The organism is Paenibacillus sp. B01 (assembly GCF_009649995.1).
Taxonomy (GTDB): domain Bacteria; phylum Bacillota; class Bacilli; order Paenibacillales; family Paenibacillaceae; genus Paenibacillus_O; species Paenibacillus_O pasadenensis.
On the sequence record NZ_CP045802.1, the window covers coordinates 5543810 to 5558307 of the forward strand.

11 protein-coding genes are annotated in these 14498 nt (G+C 62.1%); 3 read left to right on the plus strand and 8 right to left on the minus strand.

The annotated features are described in order from the left end of the window. Positions 1-164 precede the first annotated feature (164 nt). A complete protein-coding gene (locus GE073_RS23730) occupies positions 165-1625 on the plus strand; it encodes a catalase (RefSeq protein WP_028598850.1) in 1461 nt (486 codons plus the stop codon). Positions 1626-1812: 187 nt separating this feature from the next. Here the strand turns inward: GE073_RS23730 and GE073_RS23735 are convergent, their stop codons facing one another. The 3 genes from GE073_RS23735 to GE073_RS23745 form a co-directional block, all read right to left on the minus strand. Continuing rightward, complete coding sequence (locus GE073_RS23735; RefSeq protein WP_028598849.1) at positions 1813-2352, minus strand: hypothetical protein; 540 nt, start codon at positions 2350-2352, stop codon at positions 1813-1815. A 69-nt stretch (positions 2353-2421) separates the two neighbouring features. Then, positions 2422-3333, minus strand: coding sequence for a M23 family metallopeptidase (locus GE073_RS23740; protein WP_084137206.1), 912 nt, complete (start codon positions 3331-3333; stop codon positions 2422-2424). 41 nt (positions 3334-3374) lie between these two features. After that, entirely contained in the window at positions 3375-4706 is a 1332-nt protein-coding gene (locus tag GE073_RS23745; protein WP_127464548.1) for a TolB-like translocation protein, read from the minus strand. A gap of 455 nt (positions 4707-5161) precedes the next feature. On the opposite strand from GE073_RS23745, the gene GE073_RS23750 reads away from it, so the two are divergent. Continuing rightward, positions 5162-5776, plus strand: a complete 615-nt coding sequence (locus tag GE073_RS23750) for a DedA family protein (protein WP_028598847.1) — start codon at positions 5162-5164, stop codon at positions 5774-5776. A gap of 130 nt (positions 5777-5906) precedes the next feature. Here GE073_RS23750 and GE073_RS23755 read toward each other — a convergent pair whose 3' ends face one another. The 5 genes from GE073_RS23755 to pruA form a co-directional block, all read right to left on the minus strand. After that, on the minus strand, positions 5907-6884 hold the full coding sequence (locus tag GE073_RS23755) for an aromatic ring-hydroxylating dioxygenase subunit alpha (protein WP_028598846.1): 978 nt from the start codon (positions 6882-6884) through the stop codon (positions 5907-5909). A gap of 27 nt (positions 6885-6911) precedes the next feature. After that, positions 6912-8081, minus strand: a complete 1170-nt coding sequence (locus GE073_RS23760; RefSeq protein WP_028598845.1) for a BMP family ABC transporter substrate-binding protein — start codon at positions 8079-8081, stop codon at positions 6912-6914. A gap of 125 nt (positions 8082-8206) precedes the next feature. Next, entirely contained in the window at positions 8207-9352 is a 1146-nt protein-coding gene (locus tag GE073_RS23765) for a helix-turn-helix domain-containing protein (protein WP_052333212.1), read from the minus strand. 122 nt (positions 9353-9474) lie between these two features. Further along, positions 9475-10806 carry an RNA polymerase factor sigma-54 gene (gene rpoN, locus GE073_RS23770; protein WP_101807560.1) on the minus strand — a complete coding sequence of 444 codons (1332 nt, stop codon included), beginning with the start codon at positions 10804-10806 and terminating at the stop codon, positions 9475-9477. Positions 10807-10865: 59 nt separating this feature from the next. After that, positions 10866-12413 carry an L-glutamate gamma-semialdehyde dehydrogenase gene (gene pruA / locus GE073_RS23775; RefSeq protein ID WP_028598843.1) on the minus strand — a complete coding sequence of 516 codons (1548 nt, stop codon included), beginning with the start codon at positions 12411-12413 and terminating at the stop codon, positions 10866-10868. Between the two features lie 1108 nt (positions 12414-13521). On the opposite strand from pruA, the gene GE073_RS23780 reads away from it, so the two are divergent. Beyond that, a complete protein-coding gene (locus GE073_RS23780; protein ID WP_028598842.1) occupies positions 13522-14445 on the plus strand; it encodes a proline dehydrogenase family protein in 924 nt (307 codons plus the stop codon). The last annotated feature ends 53 nt before the right edge of the window (positions 14446-14498 follow it).

A 14498-nucleotide genomic window follows, 5' to 3' on the forward strand; every position in this document is an offset into this window, starting at 1 on the left:
TGTCGTTGGTGGTCCTTATGATTTCCGCGGCGTGGGGTCAATTCCTTCTTCAGTTCTAATTTATAATTATTATAAATAGATATTGACTATAAGATGAGAAACATGTAAAGTTGAAAACAAATCTCATTGAAGCCGGGGAACCGGGGAGAAAGGGGAACTCATTCATGAATCGACTGACGACGAACCAGGGGGTCCCGATCGGGGACAACCAGAACTCCAGGACGGCCGGCCCGAACGGCCCGACGCTGCTCGAGGACTACCAGCTGCTGGAGAAGCTGGCGCACTTCGACCGGGAGCGGATTCCGGAGCGGGTCGTCCACGCCCGCGGAGCCGGCGCGCACGGCGTATTCCGCACGGCCGCCAGCATGAAGCGCTGGACGAAGGCGGCTTTCCTGCAGGACGCCGGCACCGAGACGCCGGTATTCGTCCGCTTCAGCACGGTCATCCACGGCCAGCACTCCCCGGAGACGCTCCGCGATCCGCGCGGCTTCGCCGTCAAGTTCTACACGACCGAGGGCAACTACGACTTCGTCGGCAACAACCTGCCGGTGTTCTTCATCCGCGACGCGATGAAATTCCCGGACATGGTCCACTCGCTCAAGCCCGATCCGAGCACGAACATCCAGCATCCCGACCGCTACTGGGACTTCATGTCGCTGACGCCGGAGTCGACGAACATGCTGCTGCATCTGTTCTCCGACGAAGGCATCCCGGCCAATTATCGCGAGATGCGCGGCTCCGGCGTGCATGCGTTCAAGTGGGTGAACGAGCACGGCAACCGCGTCTACACGAAGCTGCGCTGGGTGCCCAAGCAGGGCGTCCGCAACCTGTCCGGCGACGAGGCGAGCGCGATCCAGGCGCATGACTTCAACCACGCGACGCGCGACCTGCAGGAGGCGATCAAGCGCGGCGACTTCCCCGAATGGGACCTGTTCGTGCAGATCCTCGATCCGGCGGACCTCGACTCGTTCGACTTCGATCCGCTCGATCCGACGAAGGACTGGTTCGAAGAGGACATCCCGTACGTGCATGTCGGGACGATGACGCTGAACCGCAACCCGGACAACGTCTTCGCCGAGACGGAGCAGGTCGGCTTCAACCCGGGCGTCGTCGTGCCGGGCATCGAGCCTTCCGAGGATAAGCTGCTGCAGGGCCGCCTGTTCTCCTACTCCGATACGCAGCGGTACCGCGTCGGCACGAACTACCTGCAGCTGCCGATCAACTGCCCGTTCGCCCAGGTGAGCAACAACCAGCGCGACGGCACCATGCAGCACGGCAAGCCCGGCGGCTCCGTCAACTACGAGCCATCCCGCCACAAAGACGCTCCCCAGGAGGATCCGGCATACGCGGAGCCGCCGGCGCCGCTCGCCGCCGGCGCGCAGGCCGGACGCCAGAAGATCGCCAAGACGAACGACTTCGGGCAGGCGGGCCAAGTATGGCGCCGCTACTCCGCCGCCGAGCAGGACGCGGTCATCCGCAACCTGTCGGGCGACCTCGCGCAGGCGGAGTCCAGCACGCAGCTGCGCGCCGTCTGCAACTTCTACCGCGCCGACGCCGACCTCGGCAAGCGGCTGGCGGGCGCGCTGGGCGTCGACCTGACGCCTTACCTGCAGCATCTGGGGTAAGGCGGAGGCAGGCCCGCCGCCTCGCTTCGACGGTCCCGTCCGAGGCGGCCGCCCCCCGGCCGCCCGGCGTTTCCATACCGCCGCCCCTGAGGGCTCCGTTCGCGGAGCCCCTCAGGGGCGGCTTGTTTGGCTGAAACGGGTGGGATGAAACGAAGAAGAGCCCCTGCAAAGGGGCTTTCTTCTTGAATCAGCTTGCTTGGTAGGCTTCAAATCCCAGTACAAAAACACTTGACTCCAAGCTGAAAATTCCTCGCATATCGGGCGTGATTTCAAACGACTCCAGCTTCTCGTCGATTTCCTGTCGTCCATCCGGTTCAAAGGATATCCCAAATTGGGGATGAGACTTGCCATCTTCCGTTATACTCGCATCGCTCATGCCAGTGTCTAAAACGCGAACACGAGCACCCGCACCATAAACAACTTGCTGGTACTCCCAAGGAACACCCCCATCACTGCTCTGTTTTGTCCGAGTCTCGATGACTTGGGTGACCTCCAGTTTCAGCCGGCCAAACGTGAAGGTTCTGATCTCGCCGACTGGCGCAGAAGGCGTTGGCGACAGCGTCGGGATTTCGGTGGGTGACACCGTTGCCGTCGGTGTCGAGACGGAGCTTACTCGGGGGCTAGGGGGCGGCATTTCAGCGGGGGCTTCGTTCGTACAGCCCGTCAAGGCTGTCAGAATCATTCCGGTAACGAGCATCGGCAGCGGCGCTTTGGGGAAACGGTTCATGGCAGGTCCTCCTTTTCTGTAAAACACTTCATAGTACCCTCGCCAAGATCGGCGTGGGTACTATGACACTCATGTCACCGTGTTAGTAAAGTAGCTATATGCATATGAGCTTGCATTCGGATTGTTGTCTGGCTGATAAAATTTAGCCGGACCGAATGCCGCCTGAGATACTCCGGATCGAAGCATCCTAAACATCCACTGTACTGATGTTCCAGAGGACACCTTACCAGTAAAGTTGTAACTATAAACATCTCCCGACTTGTTCATGACTCCACCATCCGTCCAAGATCCCGCTGATGTACGATAATAAATTCTCACTTCTGAGAAGGATTCTTTAGTACCATCATTCCTAATATATGCAGTAAAAGAAGCGATGTTGCTGTTCCAGGCCACCACAGAATAAGCGTCAAGGTCTTTCCCTGAGCTCCAATTGGATGAAGACAAGTGCCTGTAGTTCACTTCATTTCTCAGCCATTTCAATCCACCCGATGTCGAACAAACTCCAAAATGAAGATGTGGAGGGACATCTCCTTGATTGCCGGATTTTCCTATTAAAGCCCCTTGACTTTTCTTCCCATCTGTCTCCCTGCTATTCATATGATAAAATCGAACATGATAATCCCCATCATCTTTAACATTATTATTATTTGCATCGACTAGGAAATCAATATCATACGAACCAGTAACAGTAATTCCGGTTGCCCACCCGTCATATGGAGCATAAACATTCGTATTTAATGCAGCTTGAAGATCCGCTCCGTTATGGGGATTTGTCCCACTCGACCGAGGTTGATTCCATTTGCTGTTCACTGCCGCAAAGCCTGCAGATGAAGAATTTGAAAGAGGAGAGTTGAAATTCACGATAGACGGCGGCGTATTTCCGAAAACGATGCTATAATCCGCAGCAAAAACACCAGCCGGGAAAATAAAAGTAACTAAAACAAAAGAGAGCATCATTATCGTTAATTTCTTGTATCTCATTTCTCAACACCTTCTTCTAACAAATTGTTTTCAGTATCGGCTCATTTTTCTGTCGAATTGACCACAGCGCTTGAAAAGCTGCTTCCTGTTTGCGTTTCTACAACTGCTGTTTCATCATTAAGCCATTGGAAACGAATGATATTCCCTTTGACAGACCGCTTGTTCTGCAACGAACTGGAGAGCAGCTTTTGTGTTTTCGTCGACAATTCAACCATCATGACATCTTCAACCCCGACCGAAGGATCGTCTCCATAACCGATCGCAACTTGGGTTCCCGATGGCGAAAATCGGGGTTCTCCATCAAGATATCCAGAAATTTCAGAAATTTCAGTGAGGATTCCCTTTGATAGATCGACACTACTCACCGTCGCAGTCGAAGTCGAACTGCCCTCTTCATGACTGGATATGACGATTTTCCCATCCTGAACCGCACTTATGCGCAGATTCGGCACTTTCGGAACATCGAGCGCAATAATCGACTTGTCATACACATCTATTGCACGAGTGTCGGCGAGAGCCCCTACCACAACATCGCGATCTGAGATGAACCCTAGGATATCATTGTTCACAGAAGGCGGAACTAGTTGGCTCTCTTTTCCTGAATCAAGATCAATTGCCCATATTGATGTCTCATCAAGCCTTGTGCTGTCACGATTCGTCCGATAAACGACTTGCTTGCCATCGGGGCTAATCATAACACTACTGACCCAGAGCAGGTATGCATCCGGATGAAGCTTCGTCAATTCTTGGCCGATTTGTTGCCGGTCTTTGCCCGAATATGTGTCTGCTGTGATTTTTTTTGCGCTCAGAGCAATCGGATCAATCTTCCAAATCCCCGCATCCGTATAGATGATATAGATATTCTTTTCACTGTCGGAGACAAAATCAAAAGGCTGATTTCCCCATTCAGATGGGAATACAAAGGTGTCCTTGCCGATACTCGCTTTATAAAACAAACTTTTGTATTCGCCATTCGATTCATCCGCGATAGAAATCGTAAACGGCGTCTTCTCGATTTCGATTGGAGTCGAACCAACCAGAGAAAGTGCTCTCATATGCTCCTCAATAAATCGTTCACGCACTTCGACTAAATTGTCTATCCCCGGTACTTCCTGGCCTTGCGCATCTACAATCCCGTTAGGGTAAAGAATGCTCATCATTTTCGAATACTCGTTACTACCAATGGAGTCAACCAGAAGAGAAGAGCCGCTCTCTCCCCTCATGACTTTACTGATCTGTCCTTCATAAGGAACAGCTTCCAGCTGATATGGATCAGGCCCATTTGGTGCTGATGCTTGTATGATATGGGAAGTTGCAGCACCGACAAGGATAAGCGCACTTGTCAAAACGATTGTTATCGTCGATTTTTTCATGATCTGAATCTCCTTTTCCTGCGCTCGCAACGGATGGAACGACCACAGAGCGCATGTTTCTGTTTTTAATCTGTCCTGACAGAAAGTCGCAAGAACCTCCCTTACTCGATTTACTTGTCCCTCCTTTTCGATTCGGCTATTCTTTATCGTGCCGTGGAAGAATAGGGATGAGCTTTCCTCTCAACGTCTTTTCGCAACCATAAGTTACAATTTAAATCAAAAAAAAAGCAATACTCCTATAGATCTATACTTTTTACAAGGAATGTCATAATTCGACGAATGGCCTAGTTGTCGCCGCCATAGCAGATCACGTATACGTCTAACCAAAGCCTCTCTGGCGTTCCTCATTCGCGAAGCGTGCCATGGCGGCTTGTTTTCTGAAACCAAGGGACAGGCTGAATCGTATAGGGGAAGAACTATGTCCGCCGGCGGACGCCCTTCGAGAGGATGGTTTTGTGGAAGCCTGGATAACGGAGATCATGGATCGCTTCGGCTACTTCGGCGTTGGATTCCTGATCGCGATTGAAAATCTGTTCCCGCCTATTCCGTCCGAGGTCATCCTGACCTTCGGCGGCTTCATGACCGCCCGCACGAGCATGACCGTCGTCGGCGTCATCATCGCCGCGACGCTCGGCTCGGTCATCGGTGCCGTCATCCTGTACTACATCGGCGCGTGGCTGAACGCGGAGCGCCTGGAGCGGATCGTCGCGCGCTGGGGCCACATCCTGCGCCTCAAGCCCGAGGACGTCCGCAAGGCCGACGCCTGGTTCGACCGCTACGGCCCGTGGGCCGTGCTGCTCTGCCGGCTCGTGCCGCTCGTGCGCAGCCTCATCTCGATCCCGGCGGGCATGTCCGGCATGAGCTTCCCGCTGTTCCTGCTGCTGACGACGATCGGCTCGCTCATCTGGAATACCGTGCTCGTCTCCGTCGGCGCTTCCGTCGGCGAGTCGTGGGAAACGATCGTCGGCTACATGGACATCTACTCCAACATCGCGTACGCGCTGATCGCGCTCGGCGTGCTCGCGGGCGCGTTCTGGTTCTACCGCAGCCGCCGCAAGGCAGGGCGCTGAGGCCGCCAGGCAAGCCGCGCGGAGCTGGGGCGGCTCTCCAAGCCGCAACGAGCCATGAAGCCACGAAGCAGCCAAGCAGGCGCAACAAAGCCCCGTTCCCGGATCTTGTCCGGCGAACGGGGCTTTTTCCTTACTCCGTGCCGATCGTCATGCCTTGCTCCCTCAGCATGCGGCGATAGGCGATGGCGACGCGGTCGGAACGCAGATGCAGCTCGGCCTGCAGATCGAGCGGCAGCAGCTCGGGCTTCTGCGCCTCGACGATGACCTTGTCCTGAGCGAGCAGCGTATTCTGAAAGTCGATGAACACCTGCTCCGGCACGTTCGGCGAGTAGTTGCGCAGCTGCAGCATGAAGGCGGTGCAGGCGGTCGCCGTCTCCGGCAGGACGATCAGGAACAAGTGGAATTCCTCGTCGGAACCGCTGCTGCGCTTGACGAGCTTGACGCAGGTCGGACCGAAGATCTCGTAGACATACCGGCTCTCGACGCCGACTCCCCGCCCGTCCGGGTCGGGCTGGTAGACGACGATCTCGTCCGTAAACAGCGCGTCCTCGCGCCGATGCACGCCGTAGTCGTTGATTTCCGCATGGCGGCTGTCTCCGAGCAGGCCTTCGTGGACGAACATCAGATGCGAGACGTCGAGGAAGTTCTCGACGACGCGAGGCGCCGCGGCCTGCACCGGATAAGGGCCCATCCAGACCGGGATCAGCGCCGGGTCGACCTTGCCCTGCAGCGGCAGCCGCTCCGGCTCGGCCTCGCCGAGGCACACCCAGACGAAGCCGCCTTCTTCCCGGCAGCGGTACGCTTCGGCCCGCGCCTTGGACGGAATCGGCTGGCGCGGCGGCAGCGATGGGATGCAGACGCATGCCCCGCCGCCGTCATAGCGCCACCCGTGATAAGCGCAGACGAGCTCGCCCCGGTCGACCTTGCCCAGCGACAGCGGCACTCCGCGATGGATGCACAGGTCCTTGAGCGCGTGGACGCCGCTGCCGCTGCGGAACAGGACGAGCTTCTCTCCCAGGACCGTGACCGGATAGGGACGGTCCGTCACGTCGCGCGCGAGCGCGGCCGGATGCCAGCAGGCCGTCAGTACGGGATCTTCCAGCCTCATTCATTTCCTCTCCTTTCACCCCTCCGCCTACTGCGGGATCGTTCCCTCGATGCCCTCGACGAACCACGTCATGCCCAAAATGTCCTCGACCGTCATCGCGCCGCCCTCCGGCACCCGCTCCGCCCCGCTCTGGTCGCGGATCGGACCAGCGAACACGTCGAAGCTCCCGGCAAGGATCTCCTGCTTCTTCTCCTCCGCCAGCGCCTTCACGTCCTCCGGCACGTTCTTGCCGAATGGAGCGATGTCGGTGATGCCGTCGGCCATCGAGCCGAAGTAGCTTCCGCTCTGCCAGGTGCCGTCGATGACCGCCTTCACCTGCTCCACGTAGTACGGCCCCCAGCGCCAGACCGGGTTGGAAATGTACGTCTCGGGCGCGTAGCGGCCCATGTCGGAATCGTTGCCGATGCCCCAGACGCCGCGCTCGGCGGCCGCCTGGATGCTCGCCGGCGAGTCCTGGTAGGCCGCCAGCACGTCGACGCCCTTGTCCAGCAGGCTGACCGCCGCCTGGCGCTCCGTCGCCGGGTCATACCAGGTATTGCTCCAGACGACGGACAGCTTGATGTCCGGATTGACGCTCTGCGCGCCGAGCGCGAAAGCGTTGATCGTATAGATGACCTCAGGGATCGGATAAGCGCCGACATAGCCGAGATGGTCGTTCTTCGTCATCTTGCCGGCCGCCATGCCGACCAGATAAGCGCTTTGATACTCCTTGCCGAGGTATGTGCCGAGGTTGTCCGCCGTCTTGTAGCCGCTCGCGTGCATGAACTTGACGTCGGGATGGCGCTTCGCCACATTGACCATCGCGTCCATATAGCCGAAGCTCGTGCCGAAGACGACGTCGTGGTTCTGGGCCAGCTCCTCGAACACGCGCTCGGCGTCCGCCCCTTCCGGCACGTTCTCGACGGTCGTCGCCTCGATGCCCAGCTCCTTTTCCATCATCAGTCGCCCCTGGTCATGCTCGTACGTCCAGCCTCCGTCCCCGGGCACGCCGAGATAGACGAACGCGACGCGCGGCTTGGCGATGCCGCCGCCTGCCGGGGCGGGAGAAGCGCCCGCCGGCTCGCCTGCGCTCGGGACCGACGTCGGCCCCGCCCCCTCGTTCGCCGCTCCGCCTCCGCCCGAGCACGCTCCCAGCACCAGCAAGATCGCAAGCATGCCGGCCGTTCCGAAATGCCCCCATCTTCTCCCCACTTGCATCTCTCCCCCTGACCGTTCTTGCGGAGAGTATAGAGATGAAGATAGGTTGATGTCAATATATATTACACAATACGGTGCCGAAGGATGAAAAAAGCGCGGATCCGAGGATCCACGCTTGTTCGATGTTATCTTTCCTCGCTCGTGATTCGCTTCGCATAGGAACCAGGCGTCATGCCGACGACCGCCTTGAAGTCGCGGATCAGATGGGCCTGGTCGAAATAACCGAGCTCCAGCGCGAGCGACGCCCAGTCCGGGTCGCCGCTGGCGAGGCCCATCGTCTCGTGCAGCCGGTACCGTCGGATGACCGCCTGCGGCGTCATGCCGATGTAGGCGCGGAACAGCCGCTGCAGGCTGCGCGGCGACAGCCCCCAGCGCGCGGCCACCTCCCGGGCGCTGCGCTGGCTGCGGTCGAGCTGGATGCCGGTGACGATGCGATCGGCCAGCTGTGCGGACGGATCGGGCGCTAGCGAGGCCGAGCCGGACGGAGCCCGCTTCGAGTGATCCGTTCCGGGCGCGGCCGATCTGGACGGAGCCATCTTGGACGGATCCGTTTCGGGCGCGGCCCCCAGGGAGGCCGGGGCGAAGGAAACCGAACCGGACGGGACAGGGGCCGGCGGGGCGGATGCTGGCGTAGGGTCGGATGCCGGGTCGAATGTCGGGTCCGGCGTAGGGTCGGACGTCGGGTCGGGCTCGGGGTCGGATGGCGGGTCGGACGTCGGGTCGGGCTCGGGGTCGGATGGCGGGTCGGATGTCGGGTCGGACGTCGTGCGGAAGCAGGGCAGCGTTCCGGGCTCTGCCAGCCGCTCGGCCCAGAACGCATCGACGAGCGCCGCTCGGCGGCTGGAATCCGGCTCGGCGAAGACGGCGCGCTCCAGCTCCAGCACTCCGGGGCCAAGCACCTGCTCCGCCGGCAGCCGCCGGCCGGCCAGCTCGCCGGGATCGCGGTCCAGCCAGCGGCGGAACAGTCCCGGGCGGAACAGCATGCCGAGCACCTCGTCCCGCCCCTCGAGCCGCTGCTGCGAGCGTTCGGCTCCGGCGACGCTGACGACCGAACGGCCGGGCTGCAGGACGACGTTGACCGTCGGATGCTCCAGCACCTCCTGCGTGTGGACGGCGCCCGGCGGCAGATTCCATTCGATGAGCCAATAATGGCGGATATAGGCCGCCGCCGGCCCTTGCGGCAGCAGCCGCTGCAGGCGGAAGCTCTGCGCCGCCGCCCGCGGCTCGAAGATGGCGCGGTTGTTGAGCGGCAGCAGCTCGCGATCGTCCATGGTCCGACCTCCTTTTCCTTATTATGGCGAATCGGCAGGACGCCCGTCCAGAAAGAAAAGCCGAAAAAGCCCAGGCGCCCCGCAAGGAGGCCCTGGACTTCTCGAATGTAGGAACGCCACGCTCAGTCGCCCCGCCGCGAGGAGGAGCTGGGTATGCGCAGCTCCGCCCGGTACTTGGCGACGGTGCGCCGCGACAGCGGGATGCCGAGCTCCGCCAGCCGCTCCGCGAGCTGCTGGTCGGACAGCGGCCGCTCGCGGCACTCGGCCGCGACGAGCTCGGCGAGCCGCTGCTTGGCGGCGGCGGCGGACACCTCCTCGGCCGCTCCGCCCCGGCCGAGCGCGGCGCTGAAAAACGCCTTGAGCGGATAGGTGCCGAGCGGCGTCCGCACCTGCTTGCCGGACACGGCGCGGCTCACCGTCGACTCGTGCAAGCCGAGCCGCAGCGCCACGTCCGCGAGCGTAAGCGGCCGCAGCGCCGGCCAGCCGCGCTCCAGGAACGCGGCCTGCTCCTCAAAGACGGCGCGCACGACCCGCGCGAGCGTCTCCCGCCGCTGCTCCAGCCCGCCGATGAGCGCGCGCGCCGCGCGGCGGCAGCTCTCCACGTAGGCGTACGCCTCGTGGCCGCGGGCAACGGCCGCGAGCGGGCCGGAGCCGATATCGGCGAGCGACAGCCGCGGCTCCCAAGCGGCGGCCAGCTCGACGAGCAGCTCGCCGTCCGCGCCCTGGCGGACGAGGGCGTCGGGCACGACCGCCTGCGTCCGGCCGGCTGCTCCGGCCGCCAGCCGCTGGCCGGGCCGCGGGTCGAGGCGCAGCAGCGCTCGGCGCGCCTCTTCGAGCTGCGCGCGGCTAAGGCCGGTGCCGGCCGCGATCTCCTCCCAGCGGCGGGCCGCCAGCTGGGGCAGCCAGCGCGCGGCGAGCTCGCGCGCCCCGGGAGCCGGCTCCGGCTCCCGGTCCAGCTGCAGCAGCAGGCATTCGCGCAGGTCCCGCGCGCCGATGCCGGCCGGCTGCAGCGACTGCAGCAGCCGCAGCGCCGCCTCGGCCTCGGCGGCGGAAAGGCGCAGCCGCTCCGCCGCTTCCGCGAGCGGCAGCGCCAGCCAGCCGCTCTCGTCGAGGTTGCCGGCGAGCCAGGCGGCGGCGCGGCGGAGAGGCGCGGGGGCGCCGCTCAGCCGCAGCTGCGCGAGCAGCTCGGCTTCGAGCGTGGGCGGCGCGGCTGCGGCGCGCTCGAGCGGATCGGCGGCCGAGGCGTGGCCGCGGCCGCCCAGGCGGCGCGAGGCCGCGGGCTCGCGGATCTCGAGCAGCGGATTGTCCGCGGCGAGCTCGCGCACGGCGCGGTCGAGCTCGGCCGCGGGCAGCGCGAGCAGCGCCAGCGACTGGCGCATCTGCTGCGTGAGCGCGAGCTTCTGCCGCTGCTCCTGACGGAGCAGCGCCTGAGGCTGCAGGACGGGTCCCGGCATGGCGGCGGCCTCCTTGGGCGGTTTTATTCAGTATACCGCGCGCGGGTCGCGGCGCGGGATTACATTTTTTCGGAGACGAGCTTCGCCTGGGTGAACAGCAGCAGGTAGTCGCGGCCGCCGGCCTTGGAGTCGGTGCCCGACATGTTGAAGCCGCCGAACGGATGCACGCCGACGAGCGCGCCGGTGCACTTGCGGTTGAAGTACAGGTTGCCGGCGAAGAATTCGCGGCGAGCCTGCTCCAGGCGGCTGCGGTTGCGGGAGATGACGGCTCCCGTCAGGCCGTAGTCGGTGTTGTTGGCGATCTCGAGCGCTTCGTCGAACGTGGACGCTTTGATGAAGGCGACGACCGGCCCGAAAATCTCCTCCTGCGCGAGCCGCGCTTCCGGAGCGATGTCGGCGAAGATCGTCGGCTCGATGAAGAAGCCCTTCTCGTCGCCTGTGCCGCCGCCGTGCACGAGACGGCCTTCGTTCTTGCCGATCTCGATATACTCCTGGATCTTGGCGTACGCCTTGTCGTCGACGACCGGTCCGAGGTTCGTGCCGCGCTCGGCCGGATCGCCCAGCGTCAGCTTGGCGGTGCGCTCGACCACCTTGGCCAGCACCTCGTCGTACACGTCCGCATGGACGATCGCGCGCGAGCAGGCGCTGCACTTCTGACCGGAAAATCCGAACGCCGACGCCGCGATCGCATCCGCCGCCAGCTCCAGATCGGCGTCGGCGTCGACGACGATCGAGTCCTTGCCGCCCATCTCGGCGATGACGCGCTTGATCCATTTCTGGCCCGGCGCGGTCTTGGCGGCCCGCTCGTTGATGCGCAGTCCGACGTCGCGCGAGCCGGTGAAGCTGATGAAGCGGGTCAGCGGATGCTCGACGAGGAAGTCGCCCACCTCGGAGCCCGGACCCGGCAGGAAGTTCACGACGCCGGCCGGCACGCCGACCTCCTCCAGCAGCTCGACGAACTTGGCGGCAATGACCGCCGTCGGGCTCGCCGGCTTGAGCACGACGGTGTTGCCGGAGACGAGCGCGGCCGTCGTCATCCCGGCCATGATGGCGAGCGGGAAGTTCCACGGCGGGATGACGATGCCGACGCCGAGCGGGATGTAGTACAGCTCGTTGTCTTCGTCCGGGATGCGGGTGAGCGGCTGCGGCTCGCTCAGGCGCAGCATCTCGCGGGCGTAAAATTCCATGAAGTCGATCGCCTCGGCCGTATCGGCGTCGGCTTCGGCGCGGTTTTTGCCGGACTCGACCGTCAGCCACGCGGAGAACTCATGCTTGCGGCGGCGCATGACGGCAGCGGCCTTGAACAGGTAGCCCGAGCGCTCCTTCGCGCTCGTGTGGCGCCACCAGCCGAACGTCTCGTAGGCGGTGCGGATCGCTTTCTCGGCCAGCTCGCGGTCGGCCTGGTGGACGACGCCGACGACCTCGGCCTTGTCGGCCGGGTTGATCGAGTCGAGCGTGCGCCCGGTCTCGATCGCCTCGCCTCCGATGACGATCGGGTACGTGCGGCCCAGCTGCCCGCGGACGGCGGCCAGCGCGGCCTCGTAGGCGGCGCTTTCCTCTTCCTTGCTGAAATTCGTGAACGGCTCGTTGGCATATTCCATTCTCATGCGAATTCATCCTCCTCGGAAAGGTCTCCTTGGCCCTCGCTGCTGACCGGGGCTCTTCGCCGTAAAAGATAAGCAAGAATCGTGCCACTAATCCGGGCTCCGATATAGCGGGCGGAGCCGGCTGGAGGAGGTTGGCCTCGGAAGTCCGGGCTGGCGTACAGAGGCGCCAGCCTTGGACAGCCAGGTTAGCCTCGGAAATCCGGGCTCCGATATAGCAGGCGGAGCCGGCTGGAGGGCGTTAGCCTCGGAAATCCGGGCTCAGTAACTCGATTTCTTCGACTTAATGTCCGCCAAGCGCCCACTTCAATGCCCAGTAACTCGATTTCTTCGTCTTGCCGCCCGCCGGATGCCCTCACACGACCCGAGTTACTCGGTTTTTCCGCGTATCTCCCCCATCCGGACGCACATCCGACCCCAGTTACTCGGTTTTTCCGCGTATCTCCCCTATCCGAACGCACATCCGACCCGAGTTACTCGGTTTTTCCGCGTATCTCCCTCATCCGGACGCACATCCGACCCGAGTTACTCGGTTTTTCCGCGTATCTCCCCCATCCGGACGCACATCCGACCCCAGTTACTCGGTTTTTCCGCGTATCTCCCCCATCCGGACGCACATCCGACCCCAGTTACTCGGTTTTTCCGCGTATCTCCCCCATCCGGACGCACATCCGACCCGAGTTACTCGGTTTTTCCGCGTATCTCCCCCATCCGGATGCACATCCGACCCCAGTTACTCGGTTTTTCCGCGTATCTCCCCCATCCGGATGCACATCCGACCCCAGTTACTCGGTTTTTCCGCGTATCTCCCCCATCCGGACGCACATCCGACCCGAGTTACTCGGCTTTTCCGCGCAACTGCCTCTTCCGGCTGTGCATCTGCCCCGTTCCATTGCCCAGCCCCATCCGCAGCCAGCTCATCCGCATTCCGCCGCGCTGCCCTGACTTCCTCCAAGCAGCCCGCGCGCCGCCGCGGCGCGTGCCGGCCAAGCCGCCAGAAACCGCCGTGGCGCCAGCGCCCTGGATGCCATAGCCTATACCGTTGGCATGAATATTGCTACTACAACTCCCTAAGAACGCCATTATCCGCATATAAAGGGGAAGGATCACTATGGACATCGGCTCCGAGCTGTACCGCAAGACGCTGCTCACGATTTCCGGCAATTCGCTCGTCGAGAAGCTGACGCTCAAATACGGCGGCAAGCTCGCCGCCAAATTCATCGCCAGCCAGGAGCTGGACGGCGCGCTCCAGGTCATCGGCGACCTGAACCGCAAAGGCATTATGGTCACGCTCGACCATCTCGGCGAAGGCATCCGGGCGCTGAGCGAAGCCTCGGGCTATCGCGAGGAATACATCCGCCTCGTGCGCGGCATCGAGCAGGCCGGCGTCAACTCCAACGTGTCGCTCAAGCCGACGCAGATGGGGCTGGCGCTCGATCCAGAAGCCTGCTACGCCAACATCCGCGCCGTCGTGCGCGAAGCGGCCGCCTCAGGCAACTTCGTGCGCATCGACATGGAGGACTCGCCCTACACGCAGGCGACGATCGACATGGTCAAGAGGCTGCACGGCGAAGGGCTGACGAACGTCGGTACCGTCATCCAGGCGTACCTGCGCCGCACGCAGGCCGACGTCCGCGACCTGATCCAGAGCGGCGTCAACCTGCGGCTCGTCAAAGGCGCCTACAAAGAGCCCGCCGAGGTCGCCTATCAGAAGAAGTCCGAGGTCATCGACAACTTCAAGGCGATCATCCGCATGCACCTCGACCAAGGCGTCTACACCGCCATCGCCTCCCATGACGACACGATCATCCGCTGGGTGCGCGAGTACGCCTCCGCCAACCGCATCGGCCAAGACAAGTTCGAGTTCCAGATGCTGTACGGACTGCGCATGAACGAGCAGGCGCGCCTCGCCTCCGAGGGCTACCGCGTCCGCTGCTACGTCCCTTACGGCAAGATGTGGTACCCCTACTACACGCGCCGTCTCGCGGAGAAGCCAGCCAACCTGATGATGGTGCTGCAGAACATGTTCCGTTGAAAAATGCCGCCCGCCCCGCAGCGGCCGGCGCAAGCCGCAGCTCCCGAGGAGCG

Coding starts and splice junctions, on each gene's coding strand:
- GE073_RS23730 (WP_028598850.1), top strand. CDS start 165: ATGAATCGACTGACGACGAACCAGGGGGTCCCGATCGGGGACAACCAG.
- GE073_RS23735 (WP_028598849.1), bottom strand. CDS start 2,352: ATGAACCGTTTCCCCAAAGCGCCGCTGCCGATGCTCGTTACCGGAATG.
- GE073_RS23740 (WP_084137206.1), bottom strand. CDS start 3,333: ATGAGATACAAGAAATTAACGATAATGATGCTCTCTTTTGTTTTAGTT.
- GE073_RS23745 (WP_127464548.1), bottom strand. CDS start 4,706: ATGAAAAAATCGACGATAACAATCGTTTTGACAAGTGCGCTTATCCTT.
- GE073_RS23755 (WP_028598846.1), bottom strand. CDS start 6,884: ATGAGGCTGGAAGATCCCGTACTGACGGCCTGCTGGCATCCGGCCGCG.
- GE073_RS23760 (WP_028598845.1), bottom strand. CDS start 8,081: ATGCAAGTGGGGAGAAGATGGGGGCATTTCGGAACGGCCGGCATGCTT.
- GE073_RS23765 (WP_052333212.1), bottom strand. CDS start 9,352: ATGGACGATCGCGAGCTGCTGCCGCTCAACAACCGCGCCATCTTCGAG.
- rpoN (WP_101807560.1), bottom strand. CDS start 10,806: ATGCCGGGACCCGTCCTGCAGCCTCAGGCGCTGCTCCGTCAGGAGCAG.
- pruA (WP_028598843.1), bottom strand. CDS start 12,413: ATGAGAATGGAATATGCCAACGAGCCGTTCACGAATTTCAGCAAGGAA.
- GE073_RS23780 (WP_028598842.1), top strand. CDS start 13,522: ATGGACATCGGCTCCGAGCTGTACCGCAAGACGCTGCTCACGATTTCC.